General features: G+C 46.8%; 22 protein-coding genes. 9 read left to right on the forward strand and 13 right to left on the reverse strand.

Annotation, left to right across the window (positions count from 1 at the left end):
* Window positions 1–199 precede the first annotated feature (199 nt).
* The 3 genes from K9W43_11220 to K9W43_11230 all read left to right on the forward strand — a co-directional run bounded on the left by K9W43_11220 (window position 200) and on the right by K9W43_11230 (window position 3319).
* Window positions 200–730 carry a hypothetical protein gene (locus K9W43_11220; protein ID MCF2137791.1) on the forward strand — a complete coding sequence of 177 codons (531 nt, stop codon included), beginning with the start codon at window positions 200–202 and terminating at the stop codon, window positions 728–730.
* 168 nt (window positions 731–898) lie between these two features.
* A complete protein-coding gene (gene tsaA / locus K9W43_11225; protein MCF2137792.1) occupies window positions 899–1336 on the forward strand; it encodes a tRNA (N6-threonylcarbamoyladenosine(37)-N6)-methyltransferase TrmO in 438 nt (145 codons plus the stop codon).
* Between the two features lie 162 nt (window positions 1337–1498).
* The gene (locus tag K9W43_11230) at window positions 1499–3319 is read left to right on the forward strand and encodes a PAS domain-containing sensor histidine kinase (GenBank protein MCF2137793.1); all 1821 of its coding nucleotides are present in this window, start codon (window positions 1499–1501) and stop codon (window positions 3317–3319) included.
* 41 nt (window positions 3320–3360) lie between these two features.
* Here the strand turns inward: K9W43_11230 and K9W43_11235 are convergent, their stop codons facing one another.
* Entirely contained in the window at window positions 3361–3600 is a 240-nt protein-coding gene (locus tag K9W43_11235; protein MCF2137794.1) for a sulfurtransferase TusA family protein, read from the reverse strand.
* A gap of 190 nt (window positions 3601–3790) precedes the next feature.
* Between K9W43_11235 and K9W43_11240 the strand changes: the two genes are divergently transcribed.
* Together K9W43_11240 and K9W43_11245 are read left to right on the forward strand one after the other, a co-directional pair.
* Complete coding sequence (locus K9W43_11240; protein MCF2137795.1) at window positions 3791–4186, forward strand: hypothetical protein; 396 nt, start codon at window positions 3791–3793, stop codon at window positions 4184–4186.
* A gap of 15 nt (window positions 4187–4201) precedes the next feature.
* Window positions 4202–4564: a DsrE family protein gene (locus K9W43_11245; GenBank protein MCF2137796.1), complete on the forward strand. Its 363-nt coding sequence runs from the start codon at window positions 4202–4204 to the stop codon at window positions 4562–4564.
* Between the two features lie 45 nt (window positions 4565–4609).
* On the opposite strand, the gene tusB is transcribed toward K9W43_11245, so the two are convergent.
* The 11 genes from tusB to K9W43_11300 are packed head-to-tail and all read right to left on the reverse strand — an operon-like array spanning window position 4610 to window position 12427.
* On the reverse strand, window positions 4610–4945 hold the full coding sequence (tusB, locus tag K9W43_11250; GenBank protein ID MCF2137797.1) for a sulfurtransferase complex subunit TusB: 336 nt from the start codon (window positions 4943–4945) through the stop codon (window positions 4610–4612).
* 11 nt (window positions 4946–4956) lie between these two features.
* Window positions 4957–5322: a DsrE family protein gene (locus K9W43_11255; protein ID MCF2137798.1), complete on the reverse strand. Its 366-nt coding sequence runs from the start codon at window positions 5320–5322 to the stop codon at window positions 4957–4959.
* A 4-nt stretch (window positions 5323–5326) separates the two neighbouring features.
* Entirely contained in the window at window positions 5327–5695 is a 369-nt protein-coding gene (locus K9W43_11260) for a DsrE family protein (GenBank protein ID MCF2137799.1), read from the reverse strand.
* Between the two features lie 22 nt (window positions 5696–5717).
* Window positions 5718–5948 carry a sulfurtransferase TusA family protein gene (locus K9W43_11265; protein MCF2137800.1) on the reverse strand — a complete coding sequence of 77 codons (231 nt, stop codon included), beginning with the start codon at window positions 5946–5948 and terminating at the stop codon, window positions 5718–5720.
* Between the two features lie 19 nt (window positions 5949–5967).
* A complete protein-coding gene (locus tag K9W43_11270) occupies window positions 5968–7008 on the reverse strand; it encodes a Coenzyme F420 hydrogenase/dehydrogenase, beta subunit C-terminal domain (GenBank protein ID MCF2137801.1) in 1041 nt (346 codons plus the stop codon).
* Window positions 6989–8245 (reverse strand): hypothetical protein, encoded by a 1257-nt coding sequence (locus K9W43_11275; protein ID MCF2137802.1) that lies wholly within the window; start codon window positions 8243–8245, stop codon window positions 6989–6991. Before K9W43_11275 ends, K9W43_11270 begins: the two co-directional genes overlap by 20 nt.
* Window positions 8242–8643, reverse strand: a complete 402-nt coding sequence (locus K9W43_11280; protein MCF2137803.1) for a hydrogenase iron-sulfur subunit — start codon at window positions 8641–8643, stop codon at window positions 8242–8244. The genes K9W43_11275 and K9W43_11280 overlap by 4 nt, the downstream gene beginning before the upstream one ends.
* A complete protein-coding gene (locus K9W43_11285; GenBank protein ID MCF2137804.1) occupies window positions 8640–10622 on the reverse strand; it encodes a CoB--CoM heterodisulfide reductase iron-sulfur subunit A family protein in 1983 nt (660 codons plus the stop codon). Before K9W43_11285 ends, K9W43_11280 begins: the two co-directional genes overlap by 4 nt.
* Window positions 10619–11503: a CoB--CoM heterodisulfide reductase subunit B gene (gene hdrB / locus K9W43_11290; GenBank protein ID MCF2137805.1), complete on the reverse strand. Its 885-nt coding sequence runs from the start codon at window positions 11501–11503 to the stop codon at window positions 10619–10621. Before hdrB ends, K9W43_11285 begins: the two co-directional genes overlap by 4 nt.
* Entirely contained in the window at window positions 11503–12045 is a 543-nt protein-coding gene (gene hdrC / locus K9W43_11295) for a CoB--CoM heterodisulfide reductase subunit C (GenBank protein MCF2137806.1), read from the reverse strand. The genes hdrB and hdrC overlap by 1 nt, the downstream gene beginning before the upstream one ends.
* Before the next feature lie 25 nt (window positions 12046–12070).
* A complete protein-coding gene (locus K9W43_11300) occupies window positions 12071–12427 on the reverse strand; it encodes a DsrE family protein (protein MCF2137807.1) in 357 nt (118 codons plus the stop codon).
* A gap of 204 nt (window positions 12428–12631) precedes the next feature.
* Here K9W43_11300 and K9W43_11305 point away from each other — a divergent pair, with 204 nt between their 5' ends.
* From K9W43_11305 to K9W43_11315, 3 genes are all read left to right on the forward strand, one after another.
* Window positions 12632–13150: an Lrp/AsnC family transcriptional regulator gene (locus K9W43_11305; GenBank protein ID MCF2137808.1), complete on the forward strand. Its 519-nt coding sequence runs from the start codon at window positions 12632–12634 to the stop codon at window positions 13148–13150.
* Window positions 13151–13275: 125 nt separating this feature from the next.
* Window positions 13276–15036: an ATP-binding protein gene (locus K9W43_11310; GenBank protein ID MCF2137809.1), complete on the forward strand. Its 1761-nt coding sequence runs from the start codon at window positions 13276–13278 to the stop codon at window positions 15034–15036.
* A 69-nt stretch (window positions 15037–15105) separates the two neighbouring features.
* Complete coding sequence (locus tag K9W43_11315; GenBank protein ID MCF2137810.1) at window positions 15106–16557, forward strand: ethanolamine ammonia-lyase reactivating factor EutA; 1452 nt, start codon at window positions 15106–15108, stop codon at window positions 16555–16557.
* A 3-nt stretch (window positions 16558–16560) separates the two neighbouring features.
* Here K9W43_11315 and K9W43_11320 read toward each other — a convergent pair whose 3' ends face one another.
* On the reverse strand, window positions 16561–17826 hold the full coding sequence (locus K9W43_11320; protein MCF2137811.1) for a hypothetical protein: 1266 nt from the start codon (window positions 17824–17826) through the stop codon (window positions 16561–16563).
* A gap of 287 nt (window positions 17827–18113) precedes the next feature.
* Between K9W43_11320 and sfsA the strand changes: the two genes are divergently transcribed.
* Entirely contained in the window at window positions 18114–18881 is a 768-nt protein-coding gene (sfsA, locus tag K9W43_11325; protein MCF2137812.1) for a DNA/RNA nuclease SfsA, read from the forward strand.
* Window positions 18882–19997: the final 1116 nt, after the last annotated feature.

Genomic DNA, 19997 nt, shown 5'->3' on the forward strand with positions numbered 1-19997 from the left:
GGTAATGATCCGTGTCTTGGTGCTCCGTCCAATGCATACTATAATAAGGGAAGAAGTACCAATTGATGTTGCAGGCAACACAACCACAACGCGATTTCCGAGACAGAGTTTAGTGAGGGAGACTACCCAACAACCAACATCCGCCAAAGAACACGCTAGTTTTGGAGACCTGCATATTCGCATAGCGAGTGTATTCGAAATGAGTTACGACAGAGAGCCTGTTGAGGCTACAGTGGCCGAGTTGCGGCCGAGAATGAAGAACGTCACCATTAGTTTCAAAGTTGTTGAGCTAGGTGAGGAACGCGAGGTATCATCGCGTCGAGATATGGAAACACACCGCGTATTGGACGCAACAGTCGGTGATTCCACTGGCACTGTTCAAGTACCATTGTGGGACGACACTATCGATCAGGTTCAAGAAGGACAGACCTACACACTGACCAACGGTTACACCGGACTTTTCCGAGGCAACCTGCGACTCAATGTTGGTAGGTACGGCAAACTCGAAGAGGCTGAGAGCCCAATCGAGGAAGTCAATACTGAAGTGGATATGTCTGCTGAAGAGCATGAAGATGATCGTCGTCGACGCCGAGATTATGGCGGTGGTGGCGGTAGCTACGGTGGTCGCAGTGGCGGCTATGGTGGCGGTGGCTACGGTGGTCGCAGTGGCGGTGGTTACAGCCGAGGCGGTCAGCGAGGTCGCAGTAGCGGCCGAGGCCGACGTTACTAGACTAAGTATTCTAAACTATACTTGAAATCGGTGCGGGCTCTTGCCCGTCACCCGACTTTGTTTTTTTCCTCTCTCTTTAAACTAATAATTTTCCCGAATTATACTTTTATTATGACCATATTACTGATAAGACTCGACACGTTGTTGTGTTTGACAAGTGAGAACAAAATGACATTCGTATTGCACGAGATCGGTCTGGTCAGAAAAACGCAGGGGCGCCTTCCTCAGATAGTGATCCACCAGAGTTTTTGCGAGGCGCTTCTAAATGTTGACAGGTTCTCGCATATCATCGTCCTGTGGTGGATCTCAGGTCGTGACACAGATGATGATCGTTCGACTCTTGTTGTTACTCCGATAGGTGGTCGTATTCCTGAACGCTCTGGTGTCTTCTCGTGTAGGTCTCCATCACGTCCTAATCCGATCGGTCATTCGATCGTTCAAGTCGTGTCAGTAGATATGGCCGCGTGCACCATTGTCGTGGACCAGATCGATGCAAATGATGGCACCCCCATTTTAGACATTAAACCCTATCTTCCCTCCTCGGATCGAGTGGAGAATGCAGTTGTTGCGCCATGGTTTTCTGATTTAGAACATCGATATGAATAGGTCATTAAGTCGGGTATTTGATTGTGTAACCATATTTTATGTATTGCAGTTTTTGAGACAATTCCAAAGCTCTTAAATCCCCGATTATTCCAGATTAATTCGGGTTTAGGGAGTCCCGATAGTGCGGGAAAACAAACCATTGTTCCAAAGTGCGTGAGGCCAGTGAATCATCATACTAGAGAGGCATCCCCAGACAGTCGGCTCACATCAGACGAATCCAGAGGCGGTCTTGCAGTCGTAAATAGTGATACACTGAACCCTCCATTACTTCAGGCAGCTTTGAGAAGCATATTACGTCAAGTGCCCTGTGGAGTTGCGATCTTGGACGCAACCGGGAGATTCTCATATTATAATAAACATTTCATTAAAATTATGAAATTGACCCGCAAGTACGTGGAACAGGTGAATATTGGAGCACCACTTCGTTCCAAGAAAATGCTAATTATTAAAAATGCCTATATACTTGCAAAGAATCGGCGATCCTCCGAACCTTCTCTGATTGAGATTCCTCTGAAGCGGACTCGTTTACGGTTCGTAACACGCGCCTTATTTGCCGAACAAGAGTTTCTTGGATTCATTCTAGTTGAGGATCAACGGTCTATGCGCACACTTGATCTTGCAACGTTCATTAAGAACGCCGCGACAAACGCGCTAGTCATCCATACAGTACAAGGAATCATTACTCAATGTAATAGTTCTCTCATATCTTCTCTTGGATATCATACAGTGCATATTATCGGCAAACCCATCTATGAACTAGAATACGATGTTAACGAAGCCAGTTTTAAGGAGCGGGTTGAGAAATTAAAAATAAAACGAGTTCTACAATTCACGACCAAGTACCGCAGCTGGGATGGTATTATTGTCCCTGCCAAGGTGCGATCGATCATTCTTGAAGATGGCGGCGCGGGTTATATTGTAAATTTAATTGAGTTTGATCAGAAAGCACTAGGAAAGGTCAGTGTTCATAGTCTCGATCAGTACTCTCATATTTTCGAGAGCATTCCAGTAGCGGCCCTGTTATGGTCACAATTAGATTCTAAATATATTCTGATTTCGTATAATGATGCTGCTGATATAGTGACTGGAGGTCGGATTAGGGCATTCATTGGGAAAACCGCCCGGGACATCTTTGAGGGTATGCCTGAGGTCGAGGCGGCCCTTGATGAGGCTTTGCTGTCAGGAGGAGTGATCCGTGGTGAGATTCCATGTCACTGTACAGCTATTGGTCTGAATGGTATCTTTCTACTCTCATTTTCGAGAGTTATGGGTCGCTCGATCATCATGACCATCACTGATGTCACAAAGCACGTGAATATGCAAAAGAAATTAAATAAGCAGACTGAGGAACTCAGTGCTTTCGCTCACGAGATGAGTCACGATATTAAGGGCCTCTTGCATAATCTGATGCTTACCCTTGAGTTACTTGAGGAAGAGGTGCGTCATCAGCGAATTGATGACATCCGTAATATTGTTGCGCACATTGACCAAATGCTGACTGAGTCTATTTTGCTTGCCGAAGCAGGCGAAACCATTGGCCATTTCCAGTGTTGTGATCTGAATCAGGTCATTGACAGTATTGTACACATGATCGCTCCCTCGACGGTTTCTGTGAGTGTTTCGTCTCTACCTATGGTGCGGTGTGATAATCACAAAGTGATCCAGATGTTTTTGAACATCATTCGAAATGCTATTGAACATGGGAAGGCTACAAAGATAGAGATCGAGTGTGTCAAAGACGAGAAATATTATAACATTATATTCCGCAATAATGGTCTGCCGATCCCTCCCAAGATTCGTAAGACCCTCTTTCGTAAACGGGTCTCATCAAAGCCGCATGGCGGTCGAGGCCTTCTCATTGTCAGGAGGCTAGTGGACGCTCATGGTTGGGGAATTGATCTTGTTCCCACCGAAAATCCGGCGTTTCGGATAAAAATACCGCTTGATTATGAGTGTACAGTTCAAGATTGTGCGGAACGATAGAAATGAGTCTCGCTCCGCATATATGATGTTTTTTCTTTGTTTTATTTATTCCGTTTAACAAACCAGATGAGTTTGTCGCCCTCTTCTCGCAGTTCGAGGATCTCATTTCCTGTTCGTTCTGCCCACGATGGAAAGTCCTTTTTCGACCCGACATCGGTCGCAATAACTTTGAGGATCTGACCAACTTCGATTTTTTGGATCTCTTTCTTTAGTTTCAAAACGGGCATCGGGCAACGTAGTCCTGATGCATCAAACTCTCGTGCAACTTCATAGTCAGTCATTTGAACTCACAGGCTGCGCAGCCGAATTTTCACTTATCAGTCTTCTCAACACGGAAGCCACATACTATCAAAATGCTTCTCATGTGGCCTCATAGAGTTACGGATTGAAATGTTGAAGCCTGCGAATTTATGCTGTTTCGGCATCTTTATTTGTTACACCGTGAAACTTTGCGCCTATAGGTGAATCTTCATGGCACTGTTTCAATTACTACTATTCATTCTGGCAGGCCTGGCAATTTCTGCCATGTTTTCGGGTTTTCTCTTAGCCCGCAGAATGGGAATGTATCTGATGATGCAAGTCATGATGCTCATGTTTGCGATGTTCGTCTCTTTGGGAATACTGGCTTTTGGAATGTTCAGTGCCTCGGCGACAGCAGCTCAATTCGACATCATGCATCTACTCATCATTGTGGATCTAGTACTGGTTCTCTTAGCAGTATTAATGGAATTTGTTCAAGTACTGCCTATTCTGATGAAGACTATGCAGGGCGCACCCATGCACAGCTCGCATATTACGAACCTTCTCGTGCTGTTCTTCTACCTACTAGGGCTTGTCCTGTTCTATGTAGATCTCGCAGCTATGTAAGGAGTTGATATCAAAATGCCTTCACTATACATAATTGGTCAATGGGGTCCAGAGGCTGCTGAACGCTGCTATGGACCATTCGTGACAGGGACTACCGCTCAGGCTCAGGACATCGATGTGACGATCTTTCTTATGATGGACGCTGTCTGGTTGGTCAAAAAAGGGATTCCTGAGAAGATCAAGGCTCCGGGATTTCCACCACTTCCCGAGCTTATCAACATGTTTCTAGAAGAGGGTGGAAAGATCCAAGTATGTTCCAATTCGGCGGAGTTTAGAGGACTCTCCGAGAAAGACTTCATGGACGAGAGAATCGAGATTGCTGGAGCAGCCACCATGATTGATGGTATCTTCAAGCACGACAGATATATTGAATTTTAAAAAATAGATGTAGGGGGAATTTATACCCCCTCTCATTTTTATTTATTATAACCATGAACACAGAGTGCCGCTCTCGACCACAAGTTCGATGAGTCGGTCATAGTCGATGCGTGTCACTTCGTTGCTGAGTGGCAAATCAGATAGTCCTCTCGCATCAAGATCTTCTCCTAAGACATAGATTTGAACGCCCATGCTAATGAGTGATTGAAGTGCGTCTGGCATTATGTTCTTAGGGGCGGTAGCCACAACAGCGTCTTGAAGAAGAATGATTGAGACCTCATGACCTAGCTTTGCTTGATGCTTGATCACATCGCTGAGGCGTTCTAGAGTGGTTCTCTGCTGTGGGGAAAAACCGTAGAGATAGAGTATCTTTGAGCTCATTAGTATCTCTCCTACATCCTGACCACAGTCGAATACTCGGTCATCATTTGAGCCAGCTTCTCCATTGTTATGACATGGAGATTTGGATATTCGACAAGATCGTCCGTTGTGAGACCTCTCTCCTGCAATGCCTCCTCCACGAGATAGATCTCGGCATCCACAAGATCGAGTAGTTCTAGCGGTTCATCAAGAGAGTCCACATTGAGACCTGAGGTATTCTGATTGTTCTTCAAGAAGTAGACCGCATCCCTGTCAAAGACTATGTCACAGGGGATAGTAGGTCCAAGACCAAGGAATCCCCCTGCGAGTCTGATCGCCTCAACAGTAATGTTCGTGCCATATGGCCCCTTATCACAATAGATCAGAATTGAGTCCATGCTGTCACACTCCTGGGCCAAAAAAGATGAGTTTGTCCGCCTCACAAACCAGTTCAGTCAAGGAGCCGAGACCCTCTTCTTGAACGGAGTCTATCCGATCCTCTTTCCAGACACCGCCCATTGATAACCATGCAGTACATCCAATGAGTGCGATGCCTTTGTCTGCTATTTCTTCTTTGAGTCTCTGGGGAATGTTGCGGACATTATTACCTGGGTCTACATGGCCATGCAGGGCATGGACACCGGAGCCAAAAAAGAAGACCCCAAGTATCTCGTGTCCCGCCCGTTCGGCTGCGCGGACCATGTTCAGGAGAGTGTCAATGGCCTCAAACTTGTATGGTTCTGTCTGAACGAGAAATGCAAGTTTGGCCATAGTCGTTCGCCCTGTTTTTTCTCTATTTCACGCATTCAAAGTAGAGGGCCCATTCATCGTCTTCCTCTTCTACTTCGAGAAACTTGCTCTTGGTCTTTGCGATCTCGCGCTTGACCGAATCCACAGCTGGTGGGTGATCAATGAGCACTTTGAGTATAGTGCCCGGTTTCATCTTCATCAGTGCTTTTTTGGTCTTTAGCGCGGGGTATGGGCAGACTTGCCCACGCACATCAAGTTCTTCATCATAGTCCATTTTGTATGTACCTCCTTTTTTACTGAATCACAGTCCACTTGAGTGAATAGGGGTCTGTTGGATTCTCTTGGCATTCTATCTCTCCAAGCTGCTGGAGCACCAACAGATGGTAGTGGACCAGAGCACTATCAGCATTGAGATCTTCAGCCAATGTCAATGTATCGGCCGAGCCCTTCTCTGATAAGTGTTCCAAGACCTTTTCACGGAGTGGCTTTTCGATCTCTGCTGGAACACGCTTGGCCTTTCTTGCCTGTGCTGCCTCTACCTTTGTGAAGTCGGGTTCTCCAACCTCAAAGATGCCAGCATCAAGCGCTTTCTGAAGGGCCTCTTTTCCTTTCTCGGTCAGGGCGATGACAGTCGTGAATCCCTTTGGACTTCCTGCGAAGCCACAGGAGATGTCAGCATGGACCCCGATGAAATCAGTGCAGTGATCACATGACCCCATCTTGCTCGTCTTTCCGTCTTCACCCTTCCGCATATTGTTCGTGCAGAAGAGTCCGATCTTGAGGACCTTCGTACTTAGTTTCTTTTCCCACAATGACACACCACGGAGTTCACATGGAAGGCCGATGACTGCCATATTGGCTCGTGTCTTCTTAGCGTATTCGAGGAACTTTGTCATGACTCCTGTGGGAGAATATTTTGTTCCAGCCGTCTTGATCATCTCATCAGGGTCGGTGACAATGACCGCCTCATGTTCGTACTTCTCGCCGACAACTGCCGGAACGGCTTTTATGTCGCCCTCTTTGAGAAGGAATGCGAGAAACGCCGGCACAAAACCACCATTCGTCACTCCCTCGAGAAACTTCTTGTCTTTAGCTCTCAGCGAAGTGATGACCAGAGGCTTCTCGATCTTTGCTGGTACCTTCTCCGGGTGTGCTTGCGGACAGATGTCATAGCACCGTCCACAGTTATCTGCGCCTCGTGTGAGAATACATTTCCCAACGAGTTTTGGCGTCCCGTTCTCCATAACAATTGACTTGCAAGTACCTGCGCAGAGACCACAGCCCTCACACAGGCCCTTGTCTATGACTTGCTCTTTAAGCAGATCGAAGCTCATATGTCCACTCCCTGATAATTCCTTCATCATCTGTAGTGAAGCTGACCTTGCTGAACTCGTCCTCAGCAGAGGCCTTCACCGCTTTTATCTCAAACTCACTACTGATCTGATACGTGTCAAAGCTCACCTGTGCAGCCTTGGCCGGGGTCTTGAACCCTCCAAAGTAGACGTTGGAAAGGACTTCATTCCCTCCGATTCCGCGGATGTCTGCAATGATCTCTTTGATGCCCTCAGCAGTAGGTGATTTGAGGGTCTCAAGTAATTTCTTCTGAATATTCCGTAATTCTGTTCGAAGGTCCTTGGTTTCCTTGGACACCTTGATTCCAGCAGCATCCTCGTATGCCTCTATGAGATTCAATGCCACTGAGATCCCATGGCGACCAAAGATGGTTGCTGAGATCTGTGGGGCCTCTTCAATCGCACGGGCAATCATGATATCTGATAATTGGTCTCCCGAGGACGGGTTCTTACCGGAGTATGCAAAGTGTGAAGCAAGATGGAACCGGAAAAAGGTGCCAACCACATCCACGAGACCCCGGGTCAGATCATCCGGCCTGTCACCAAGAGTATCAGTTGTCCATGTGGTCGAAGTAGTGTCAACTTCTATCTGAGCCGCAAGTGATCCAAAGTAACCAATCATTCTTCCCGGTGGGTCATCGGTCAGTGCAACACAGCCTCGACAGGGTGTGCCAAAGTCGATACATCTCTGAGCACAGGTTGCTGCGATCACTCCATTACAGGGGAGTCCTTGATTGTTAAAACAGGTCTCCTGGTTGTTCCAGTTCGGAACGCGGATGATACTGGTGATCTTCTCTTCGGAGATTGCTCGTGAGCATTCTTTGCATAGGGGTTTACGCTCGATCTCCTTGCCTGCTATGAGGGTGAGAAGTTCCTCTGGGTCCGGTGGGCAACCCAAGACCGCACCACTGGTTTCGATGAGTTTTGGCACTGGAATGACCTCGCCCGTGATCTTTTGATTTGCGAGGCCAAAGATTCCTCCGCTATATGGACAAGTGCCATAGAGAATGATCTTTTTGCCCTCGTATTTCTTGAGACGTTCTGCATCGGACTTGAGGGCGTGGCCTGTCAAAACTATAACATCCGCCTCTCCAGAACCTTTGAGGAAAGGATGTTCCACGATTTCAATGTTGGCATTGTCCGCCAGCGAGATCAGTTGCCATGCACACCTGTCACAGCCATTGAGGTGAACGACACTGACCTTGATCTTTGCCATCATGCCTCACCTCCCGGACAGGTCGTGTCTTCGGCATGAGCCCTTCGTTCGATGATGTCATCAAAATCTCCGACAACAGTGTCGCCCTCGGCAGCACGTGCTGTATACATTGTCACACAGTGATTACCATAGCCCATCTCCGCGAGGAATTTCTTGACAATCTTTACTCTTCGAAGAGTGATGAGGTTGGCATCATTGTAGTGGCATGCTCCAAAACAACAGCCGATGACTGTTACCGCCTCAGCACCTGCATTAAAGGCATGGAGGATCTCACGAGCCCCCACACGACCTGCACAGGGGACTCGCACGATATTGATCTCGTCACTATACTTCATTCGCAGGACACCAGCAGTGTTCGCGGCGCCCTGACCACAGTTTTCACAGAGATATCCTACAATCATTCGTTGCTCCCTCCTGCCTTCGCAGCTGAGAGTAGCGCTGAGACCTCCGCATTCAGTTGCCGGTCTCTAAAGTTGCGTATCTGGATGGCTCCTGTGGGACATGCTGGGACGCACGCGCCACAACTCTTGCATGCTGCATCATTGACCACTGGTTGTCCCGCCTCGCCTACGACTATTGCACCGATCGGGCAGGTGGCGATACACGCCATGCATGAAGTACAGAGATCCTTGTCAATGACCGCAGTGTCCATCCGTTTCTCAAGGTATCCACGCACAAGAGGTTGAGCTGCTGCTGAGGCAGCACCACCAGCATGTCCAACAGACTGAGTAATATCCTTTGGACCTTGGATCGCACCCGCAAGAAAGATTCCATCACGACTGCTCTTGACTGGTCCCATCTTGATGTGGTACTCCTTTGCGAAGCCCTCCTTCGCCCTGAGGAGCCCGAGTTTGCCGCCCAATTTGCCAAATCCTTTTGGTGGGACCATGCCCGCACTCAGAATGACCAGATCGGCCATGATCTCATAGGGGGTATGAGTGAGCGTGTCTTCCACATCAACGATCAACTTGTCAGAGAGCGGGTCGGGTTCAATTGAGGATGGCCTTCCGCGAATGAAGCGAATTCCCGTCTTCTGAGCTCGCTTATAGTATTCTTCGTAGTGAAGACCTGGTGTTCGAATATCGATATAGCAGAAGAAGACTTCTGTGTCAGGCAAGTGTTCCTTAATGAATCGGCTATTCTTGATGCCATACATACAACACACACCTGTACAGTATTCGTTTCCGACCTGATCATTACGCGAGCCGACACACTGGACAACAACTACCGTCTTGGGCACTTGGCCATTGGAGGGTCTCACGATCTTGCCCTTTGTGAGCGTGGTCGGAGAGAACATGCGTTCTGCCTGCATCTGTGTGATGACATCAGGATGCTCGTAGTGGTACGCCGTGATCTCTGTTGGGTCGTACTCTTCGTATCCGGTTGCTACAACAATTGTTCCAACCTTGAAAGTGCGTTTTTCTTTCTTCATGCTAAAGTCAATGGCTTCGACAGGACATGCTATAACGCATGACCCACAATCGATACAATGTCTCATGTCAATCGTAAAGACCGAGGGTAGTGCCTGCGGGAAGGGCTTGTATGCAGCCTTCCGCATTCCGAAACCATGATCCCATTCATTCTTTACCTCAACAGGACAGACCTCAGCACAGCGCCCACATGACGTACAATTGTCATGGACATAGCGGGGTTTGGTCGTGACTTCTACCTCGAAGTTGCCCATTGATCCTTCAAGATTTGTCACCTCGCTCAGAGTGAGCACCTCGATATTGGGATGTGACATCACTCCGTTGAGCAGAGGACTGAGCGTACACATAGGGCACTCATCTGTTGGAAATGTCTTGTTGAGCATGGTCATGTGACCACCGATGGAGGTCTCCTTCTCAACAAGAACGACTGGAATACCCAGTTCGGCAAGATCCATCGCGGCCCGTAGTCCGGCAACCCCACCACCAATCACCATTGATCTCTTTGTGATGGGAAGCTTTTCGGTTCCGACTTCTTCTTTTTGTGCTGCACGGGCCACTCCTGCGGCTACCATTCTCTTAGCCTTGGCCGTTGCTGCTTCTCTGTCATCTGTGACCCAAGAGTCCCACTCACGGATATTGACCTGAGTGTGCATGTGTGGATTCATGCCAAGATCACTGATGGCCTTTGCAAACGTGGGCCAGTGCTGTTCATGCGAACATGAAGCCACAACGGTTCTGTCAAGATTGTGTTCTTTGACCGCATCCTGGATAAGTTGAATGCCCTGTTTGGAACACATAAACATGTAGTCAGTGGAGAACTCTACATTCGGAAGTGTGCGAGCATATTCTGCGACGCTCTTCACATCGACCATTGCTGCAATGTTCTCTCCACAGTGACAGACAAACACTCCAATACGTGGCTTCTTTTTAGTATCTTCTTTTTTGCTCATAGTGGTCTGCCCTCCAGCTTGAAGTCAGGGGCTGTCGCCTGATATTTCATGCCAATATCATCCATGCCCATCGCAAATGCTGTTATCTGAGAGATATGGATGATCGGTATGTCAAAGTCAGTGCCGCGTTGTTTGTTAAGCGTCTGTTGTCCACCATCAAATTGTAGATGACAGAATGGACAGATGTCAAGAAGTGCCTGAGCTGGAACTTGTTTGACCGCAGCCATTTTCTCGTAGAGCATATCCATTGATGCCTCTATGTGCGCAGCACGTACTCCACCACCTGCACCACAGCAGGCATGTTTTCGTCGATAATCAAGTAGTTCGATGCCAAGTCCGTCAATGAAATAGTCTTCTAGAATGGTCGGGTCTTCTGGATCATCGATCTGTTTGAGCGTAAAGGGCCTCAAAAAGTGACACCCGTAGTGAATGACTCCCGTCAGAGCGACTTCTCGCTTAATATAGTCGCGAATCTCTGTTGGTCCAATGTCAAACCCCAAGACCTGTGCGATGTGCTTCACTTCGCCACTGGCCTCGACATGGTATCCGAGATCTTTCAGACGTGCATTGACCTTTTTCTTGAGTTCATCATCATGCTTGAGGGCATGATTGACCTCGAAGAGCGTTCCAAAGCACCCATTACAGACCGTCAGGATGTCCGCTCCATTGCTCTCGGCAATGGCTATATTCCTCGCCGCTGCGACCATCCAGTCTGGTTTGTTGAATGATCGAAAGACACCAGGCGCGGGGCAACACCCTGCTTTCTCCATCTCTTTGACTTCGATTCCGAGTTTGTCTAGGACAAATCGTGTTGTTGATTCTATAGCCGGGTATCTATTGGGCATGATACAGCCCAAGAAAAATGAATATTCTGTTGACACTATTGTGTGTCCTCCTCGTCCTCATGTTTAGGTGGCAGTATAAAGAGCATCTGCGCCATCTTACGTACTTCTTCGGGGTATGCAAAAGCTGTTGGTGGGATCTCTGGAAGGCCGAGCTCTTTTCGTATCGCCTTGATCTTATCATTAATTGGAACAGCGTGGCCCGTCTTGTGTAAGATATCGACGGTCTTTCGATGCTTGTCTGCTATGAACCCACGTTCGGATGCAATGTTTCTCAGAACAATGATCGCATCGGTCACTTTGAGGTCTCGTGGACATCTGTCATAGCAGGCATAACACGTTGTGCAAAGCCAAATGTCCGGGTCTGATAGTACTGACTCGTCCCCGAAGGCGGCCTTGCGCATGATTTCTCTGGTACGCATTGCAGTCCACCTTCCGGAGAGGCAGCTTGCTGTACACGTACCGCACTGCATGCAGAGATTCGGATCGAATCCTGCCTTTATGAGGGCCTCCTCTATTTCTGGATCCTTCTCCAAAGGAGTACGGACTGAGGGAGGGGCCTTGTATCTTGTCCCTGACAAAACGGGTCACCTCGTTCTGATGTATTTATGCTCCAAAGAAGACAGTCTGATTGCTGTCTTTCATTGCGTGGACAACACTATGAATGTCAACAACTTTTGCGCCATCAATAAGGTTCTCTTCTGGGATGCCACGCTCTTTGATACAAAGACCACACACAAGGAGCGTTCCTCCAGCCTCAAGAAAGTCCTGAAGCACCTCGAGAACTTGGAAGAATTGAGTAGAGTGCTGACCTTTGACTCCGCAATACACACCATCTTCCATCAGGATAATTGTAGTGTCGATCTCTTCCATGACTGCCGTTAATCCGATTCTGACTGCTGTAAAAGCACCGGTCTTGTCATATGGAGGAGTTGCGACCATGAATGTGAATTTCTTTGTCATTTACTTTCACCAATGTCAGTAGTATTCAAAGACCAGAGTATCAAGTAAATAAATGTATGGCCATAACCCCTTATAGTAAACGAATGTTTAGAAAAACCCTTGTTATGAATAGATTTATGAACAGAGCAATAAAAGCCAAAGTTGTTATTGATAACGCACGATTCATATGGCCGTATTAAAACTATAGTTGTGGAGATTAATCGCGTGAAAAAACACTGGCCTGAAATGCACAAGAGAAGCATTGATGAGATCAAGGCTCTCTTAGATCAAATGGACAATCTTGATGAGCTAGATATCAAGATAATTACACTGCTTCAGTTCGATGGCCGTGCGTCTTTTAACAAGATCGCGGATGTTTTGGGGACTACCGTGGCGACCATCAGCAAACGTGTGAAGAAATTAGAACAGCGCGGCATCATTCAAGGGTATGCTGCAATAGTGGCCTGTGATAAACTTGGTTTCCGCGAAAATCTTTGGCTGATGATCCATACAAAGCCAGGGACCGATGCGGAAGAGATAGGGAAGCAACTGTCCGATATGATAGGTGTCAAGTGCGTGTATGTTATCTACAGTGATTTTGACTTGCTTGTTCACATTTCCTGTGCAACTACTGACGAAATCAATAGGACAGTGCAGTCAATAGGACAGATCAAGGATGTGGTCCGCGTGACCAAGATGACCGTCAGTACTAAGGTCAAAGAGGACTTTCGGGCAATTCTCTAATAATTTCTATACAAATGCGATTAACTGTACGTATATTAGTACTAACGTTTCATAAAAGACCCGATATCGTACCTTATAGTATACTCATCACTATCTAGGTCACAGCACGGCAAGAAGATGGAATAATGTCAAAGAATGTTTCCGTACTAATTGCATTGGTCCACAACGATCTGGTCGCACTCGTACGCGATGTATTCCAAGAGATTGACTTAGTTGGTGATATCGATAATATTTCTACTATGCAGGAGTCATATGATAGCACGGTCATGGCTAATTACGATATCGTTGTGATTGATGACTCGTCAGTCATTTCTGTACTTTCTCAGAAGTCATTACCCTCGATGCCGTGTCATCCACAGAGTAATATAATATTAATTACTGACCTTGCAAATATACCCGATTCCTCATCACCGTATCAGGTTCAGAATCTGATATGGCTACAGAATCCCCTTGAGAGTTCAGAAGAGCTGGCTGCATTTAGGTCACAGGCGGAAGATATCGTTCAGGTGATCGCCGAACGCAAGAATCTCTTGTACCGAAAGTTATTGGACCTGATCGAGGCCTCGCCTATACCGGCGGGTATCTGGGTTAAGAACCACAAGGGGCGGATCTATCTCGAACGCTTTAACGACCCGCTAATTTTCCGGGCAAACGAGTTGGGATACTCTCTTGATGATTCTTCTCTCAAAAAGATGGCGCAGATAGGTCTCGAAAAGATCGGTGAGGCTATCCGTCTATCTCTTTCAGATGGGGTTCCACGATTTTTGGAGGAGCATCACGAATATCCACAACATGACGACGTGCTCACGTATTGGGAGATTATACCCGTCGGATTGAATATGGTTCTGGTGATGACTCATTATCTTACTTCAGCGGAGGCATTGCCTAGCACACGGGGTCTTCGGTACGTGTTCAATGCATTTCCAAATCCCTCCTTTCTCTTCGTGTATACTCAGAACGAATTTATTCTGCTCCGGATAAATCCGGCCGCGGTCGTTCAACGTGGTTTCTCCGATCCCGAGGCGATGGTCGGCAAGACCCTTCATGATGTCTATAGTAAAATGGATCGAATTGTAGAGATGGTCACGAGTACGTATCAGACGGGTATTTCGAATAAGGTTGAACTCGTACATCCATCCTATTTTGATTCTACAGTGACTCATACAAGTTTTCAGACCGTCCGTATTGGACTTGACGCAGTTCTTGTCATTGAGACCGATATGACTCCGATCAGAACAGTCCACCAGCAGTTAGCCCGTCAGAGAGATGAGATGATCTCGTTCCTTAACCAATTTGATCATGACCTGCGCAACTCGTTGCAGGTGATCGCTTCATATGTGGAACTATTGTCTGACGGCTCAGACTCGGAGATTGCTACAGGAATATCTTCCGCCCTTGAAAAAATCCAGCACACCCTTGAGAACTCCCGAGAGCTTGCTCAGTCCGGATTGGTCATCGGCGTCAAGAAGTTTGTGGACATTGAAGCGATCATCCGTTCTGTTGGCGAATACTGTATCCCTCCTGAGGTCTCATTCACGGTGGAGAGCATTCCACTGGTGAATTGCGATCAGATGAAAGTTTCTCAAGCAATAGAAAATATTCTTATGAATGCCATAGAACATGGGAATGCGACACGTATCCGTGTATCCAGCGAATCTACTGATGACGGGATAATTATCATAATATCTAATAATGGAACACGAATTGATCCAAAGCAGATTGACGACATTCTCTCAGGTACCTACTCATCCAAGGGCGGCACTGGTGGTCGGGGAATTACGATCACACAGCGGATCATAAAGGCGCATGGTTGGAGATTAGTCGTTGACACCGACCCTGAAACCGCCTTTAAGATCATCATTCCGCAGACGGAGACCGTCACCTGAAACTGAAATTGTTCCAAACAAAATTGCCAAAGCCTCTACAAAATAAAACAAATTTGAGTTGAACCACTGATGTTCGTGAGGACCGAGCGCAAGGAATTGACCAGTGTTGGTGTTGATATTGGCACCGCGACGTTTCATATCATTTTCAGCAAGCTTCTCCTTGAGAAGAGTCCGACAAAGAGGACCGAGAAGTTTGAGATCACAAAGCGGGAGGTCGTGTATGAAGGTCCTATTCATCTGACACCCATGATTAATGAGTCCACGATCGATTTTGAAAGCCTGAGAGATTTTCTCTTGGATGACTATGCATCAGCCGGTTTCTCTCTTGAGGACATTGATACTGGTGCTGTGATCATTACAGGCGAGAGTGCGCGACGAGAGAACGCTGAAGAGATAGTTCGCTCGTTGGCCGGTGAGGCTGGTAAGTTTGTTGCAGCCACTGCCGGGCCCAATTTCGAATCGGTTCTTGCAGCCTATGGTGCAGGTGTCGTTGAGAGATCTCGAACGTCTTGCAAAGTGATCATGAATGTGGATATCGGTGGAGGCTCTGCGAACATTGCGATCTGTAGTGATGGCCATGTGATAGACACCGCTGCGATCAATGTAGGTGGCCGGCTCTTAGCGCATGATGGCTCTGGGACTATCGTTCGTTTAGAGAATGCCTGTCGATCGACCGCTAAGACACTTGGTCTGAATCTGGCCAAGGGCGAGCATATAGATTCTGATCATCTCGAAAAAATAGCTGGGGCTCTTGCGGATGCACTTATGGAATTCATGACTGGGCAGGTGTCAACAGACCTCACTCGTGTACTCATGATGACACCACCACTTCGTTACAGTGACAAGGTTGATGAAGTCACTTTTTCTGGAGGCGTGGCCGAATTCATCTATGACCGTGAGACTAGGGACTTCAATGATCTCGGCCGATTTCTCGCAAGAGCAATCTTGGATCGGATGAACTCAGCAGGGCTCCATCTAGCAGTACCTAACCATCTGATCCGTGCAACAGTCATTGGTGCGGGTCAGAGCAGTCTACATGTTAGTGGCTCAACCACATTTCTGTCTCCGGGAATAGATCTCCCCATCCGGAACATTCCCGTTGTCGAACCACATCTGGTCATAGAGGAGTCGGTTGCGACCAGTGTGCGAAGATCGGTTCAAGAGGCCCTAAAACGATTTAATCTACATGAGGGCGAAGACGAGTTTATTCTGACGTTCAATGGCGCAGTGAAGCCTTCGTACACGTTCCTTGCTGATTTTGGAAAAGGGCTGGTCGAGGCACTTCCAAACACGATTCGGCAGAAGCGTCCCATATTATTATGTTTTAATGAGGATGTGGGGAATAGTGTCGGAAACGTGATGAAGCGTGAGACCAAGATCGACAGTGATGTTCTCTCCATTGACGAGTTGCATCTTCACGAAGGAGATTTTGTTGACATTGGCAAGCCCGTTGTAGAAGGTGTTGTCATTCCGGTCATAGTAAAGACTCTGGTCTTTGGGGATGCCTCTGCAAAATCATGATGCTCATACAATGATGTTTTGAAGCAAGTTCTGATACTTTGCCTCACATGATTTTCGTGCGTTGCGAAGTAGATTCTCAGCGGTTTCCGAGCTAATCAGTTCTGACAAGTTATTTGAGACCTCTTGAACCATATACTCGATTGCATCAGTGATCCCGTCGATATCATTTGGTGTGAGACCGGGGACTCGGGGATAGATGATATGATTGTCACTGGTCAGCTTCAAGAAGGCAATCCACGGGAATTGGGAAATGCCTTCTTTGACAATGCTGTCGAATAGGGAGGCTGCATTATCATTCCCAATATGTTCACTGATGGTCTTGAAGAAATGCGAACCGATGCATTCTGCAATTAATGCGAATCGTTCTTCTACAGATATCCGTTGTAGGAGTCCCTTGTTAAGAAGATAACCAAGCTCTAATAGAATGCTCTCGTCCCCTTGAATCCCAAGTTCACGTATTAGTTGGATTAGGGGGATACGACCATCCAAGGCCCCTACCACACGAAGTGTATTGTACGATATTCCTGTTGGATTTGACGGATTGAAGATGACCGTGAGCGCCTCAGCAGAGGGCATGAGCACATCATAATCACTGGGGACATGAAGCAGGGAGATGGCCCCTCCCCAATATGCTTGCGATACTATTTCGATGGTTTCATCCAAATCAATCCCCTGATTGACTGCCGCTTCGGCTACCGACTGCCAATCAACCGCATTTTCTAAAAACTTGACGATCTTAAATTTAATACTGGGCAGGGTGGGCCGGAATGCGCTTGGATCCTCGGTCACCTTGTAAATAAGAGTCCGTTCTGAGATTCGGTCTGCGGTGAACACACGACGCACGAAATTATCAAACTCGGCAAAGAGAGAGCCCTCTAGCTCTGCGGCATCCCGAAGAAATTGGAAGGTTTCCTCGAACTCGGCGACCACTTTTTTGAGTTTACTTCGGGTCTCAATAGTGTCGCGTGCTACTGAGATCACTCCCGAGGCCCACGTCCCATTCTCCACGATCATTGTCGAATCAGGCCCGTAGACGGTCTTCCATTGAGGGGCCTGTTGTCCTGTCATCTCACTCATGTAATTACTCAGGGCGGATATGAACCCCGACATGATCTGTGAATCTCTTCGTGAGGGTATGAATTCATGAGTGTATGGTGCAAGACCAATCTCTCTGTTGAGGATGAACAAAATTCTTTCATTTACAAGGGTCTCGTAAGCATCAATCTCTTTGAATTTCTCAAGTAGACCCAATGGACTGTCTTCGGACATTACTTTATTCCCCTGTCAAATACTTGCCATATGCTATTGGTCGCGGTCTAGTCTGTTCTCTGTCCCCTTAGAGATCAGTCGCAGCAACGAACCCCTTTACTTTGGTCTATATGATTGTTTTCCCGATTATGGCTCTGTGTGAAAAGTCGGTAACAGAGTGCGTATGAGGCGAATGAACACTAGGTTATGTCCGGATCCAAGAGCCTTCAGGAACCATTCTGACTTGAACGATCTATGTCTGTGGACTTTTCACACAGCTCCCCCGATTAGTATATTTCTTGTTGCCAGTGACAATATGTATTTTATTCAAACTTGGCACTGTGGTCCTGAGCGAGTTCATTATGGATCAATCAATTTTGACTGCAACATTTCTTCGCAGGCCAAACCGATTCCTTGGAGTGGTGGAACTTGATGGCGTGGAGACCTATGCGTACATTCCTAATCCTGGACGAATGAACGAGCTCATGATCCATGGCAGAACAGTCTATCTCCGGCCTGTAGATGATGAAACGCGGAAGACATCTTATGATATGTTGGCTATTGATCATAATGGTCTACTGGTTTCACTTGATGCCAATCTTCCGAACCGTTTTATTAAGCGAATGCTTCAGCAGCACGCTCTCCCACAATTCCATGATTATGATCGGGTCATTCCTGAACCTCCACTCTACGGCGGACGAGCTGATTTCAGGCTTGAAGGTAATGGTCTCACGACGATGATAGAGGTCAAATCGTGTACACTTGTGGAAGATCGCATCGCCATGTTTCCCGATGCAGTCACAGAACGTGGAGCTCGGCATATGCATCATCTTGCAAGAGCACTGAGAGAGGGATTAGTCGACAAGGCCTCCGTCATTTTCGTCATTCAGCGTCCTGACGCAGATGTTTTCACTCCTAATGAGCGAACTGATCCCAAGTTTGCAAGAGAGCTGGTTCTTGCACATCAAGGCGGTGTGAGCATATTTCCGCTTCTTACCGAACTTGATGAGTGGAAGTTGCGATTTATTAAAGAAATACCATTTTATTTTAATGATCCAGTAGATGGTGCACGATGACCTTTATCTTCTGGAGATCTGCCCAACAGGCCTCTTGTTTTTTCGTAAAGCGACATTTCATACTTTCTGTACTTGTTTCTTTTGTCTACCAACTGGAACCGATACTAATACTGATCCTTTTGGTGGGAGATAATACTGTGCTTTACATTGTACCATTGCCTCTTGTGCAAATGGTCATGCTACTTCTTTTGAAATTCGGTGTTTCTGGATCCGTTAAGACCGAGTCCGAATTTATTGAGCTTGGGATAGATAATATAATTATAACCGTGCCCACAGAAATATTCGTAGAAGTGTCGTTGAGGTATCGCTTATTATCTAAGATTAAAAAAATTCGAATCCAACGATATGGCCTTAGATGATAGATCCTAACGATAGGGGAATCTAAGATGCACAGAGCAATCAAGAACCGGAATAAGTAACAGACTCGCGAGCTAAATATTTTATATGACTTGGGAATGAGTCTTCGTAAAGCCTTCTAAGGATGGGAAATATAGTGAACTATGATATAGTCGAACCTTGAAGATAGATACTTGCTTTTATCGGTTTTTTAAATCCGGGATCTGTGTGAAAAGTCCACAGACATAGATCGTTCAAGTCAGAATGGATTCCGAAAAGTTTTGGATTCGATCGCAAAATGGTGTTCATACTTCTCATAATCACTATTTCACTGACTTTTCACACAGAGCCTTAAATCCGGAAAGCTGAAAAGCAATTTGAGTAATCAAGCGAGTGATTGACATGGGGGATATTCAGACGATCACTGATTGGACTTGTGCCGGACTGAGAAAGTATTCTGGCTTTGACCAGGTAGGCTCCGAACTATTGGGCGAATCACGTATTGTCGGTGAAATAGAGTTCTGCTACTGGGCACTCGAAAATCACATAGGTGATTGACTTGGCAATAATTCATGGAGTTACCCCCAGAAGAAACGGCGATATCAATATCCTAGCCGATGTACTGCTCAAGGCTTTATTATTATTAATGGTTCCAATAATGGCGAGTGTCTCCAATATCCTTGAGGTGGATGGACAATCGCAATTAAGAGTGGTAGGCCTGTTTTATACAATAGTGAATTCACGTGTCGTCTTTACTTCAAATCCCCTGCTAGTGATCTT

Source organism: Candidatus Thorarchaeota archaeon, from assembly GCA_021498125.1.
Lineage (GTDB): Archaea > Asgardarchaeota > Thorarchaeia > Thorarchaeales > Thorarchaeaceae > B65-G9.

Bases quoted from the DNA above. Each gene is read 5' to 3' on its own strand.
- K9W43_11300 (MCF2137807.1), bottom strand. From the start codon at position 12,427: ATGACAAAGAAATTCACATTCATGGTCGCAACTCCTCCATATGACAAG.
- tsaA (MCF2137792.1), top strand. From the start codon at position 899: ATGACATTCGTATTGCACGAGATCGGTCTGGTCAGAAAAACGCAGGGG.
- K9W43_11260 (MCF2137799.1), bottom strand. From the start codon at position 5,695: ATGGCCAAACTTGCATTTCTCGTTCAGACAGAACCATACAAGTTTGAG.
- K9W43_11280 (MCF2137803.1), bottom strand. From the start codon at position 8,643: ATGATTGTAGGATATCTCTGTGAAAACTGTGGTCAGGGCGCCGCGAAC.
- K9W43_11255 (MCF2137798.1), bottom strand. From the start codon at position 5,322: ATGGACTCAATTCTGATCTATTGTGATAAGGGGCCATATGGCACGAAC.
- tusB (MCF2137797.1), bottom strand. From the start codon at position 4,945: ATGAGCTCAAAGATACTCTATCTCTACGGTTTTTCCCCACAGCAGAGA.
- K9W43_11265 (MCF2137800.1), bottom strand. From the start codon at position 5,948: ATGGACTATGATGAAGAACTTGATGTGCGTGGGCAAGTCTGCCCATAC.
- K9W43_11310 (MCF2137809.1), top strand. From the start codon at position 13,276: ATGTCAAAGAATGTTTCCGTACTAATTGCATTGGTCCACAACGATCTG.
- K9W43_11220 (MCF2137791.1), top strand. From the start codon at position 200: ATGAGTTACGACAGAGAGCCTGTTGAGGCTACAGTGGCCGAGTTGCGG.
- K9W43_11275 (MCF2137802.1), bottom strand. From the start codon at position 8,245: ATGATGGCAAAGATCAAGGTCAGTGTCGTTCACCTCAATGGCTGTGAC.
- K9W43_11320 (MCF2137811.1), bottom strand. From the start codon at position 17,826: ATGTCCGAAGACAGTCCATTGGGTCTACTTGAGAAATTCAAAGAGATT.
- K9W43_11315 (MCF2137810.1), top strand. From the start codon at position 15,106: ATGTTCGTGAGGACCGAGCGCAAGGAATTGACCAGTGTTGGTGTTGAT.
- K9W43_11240 (MCF2137795.1), top strand. From the start codon at position 3,791: ATGGCACTGTTTCAATTACTACTATTCATTCTGGCAGGCCTGGCAATT.
- K9W43_11245 (MCF2137796.1), top strand. From the start codon at position 4,202: ATGCCTTCACTATACATAATTGGTCAATGGGGTCCAGAGGCTGCTGAA.
- K9W43_11235 (MCF2137794.1), bottom strand. From the start codon at position 3,600: ATGACTGACTATGAAGTTGCACGAGAGTTTGATGCATCAGGACTACGT.
- K9W43_11285 (MCF2137804.1), bottom strand. From the start codon at position 10,622: ATGAGCAAAAAAGAAGATACTAAAAAGAAGCCACGTATTGGAGTGTTT.
- K9W43_11270 (MCF2137801.1), bottom strand. From the start codon at position 7,008: ATGAGCTTCGATCTGCTTAAAGAGCAAGTCATAGACAAGGGCCTGTGT.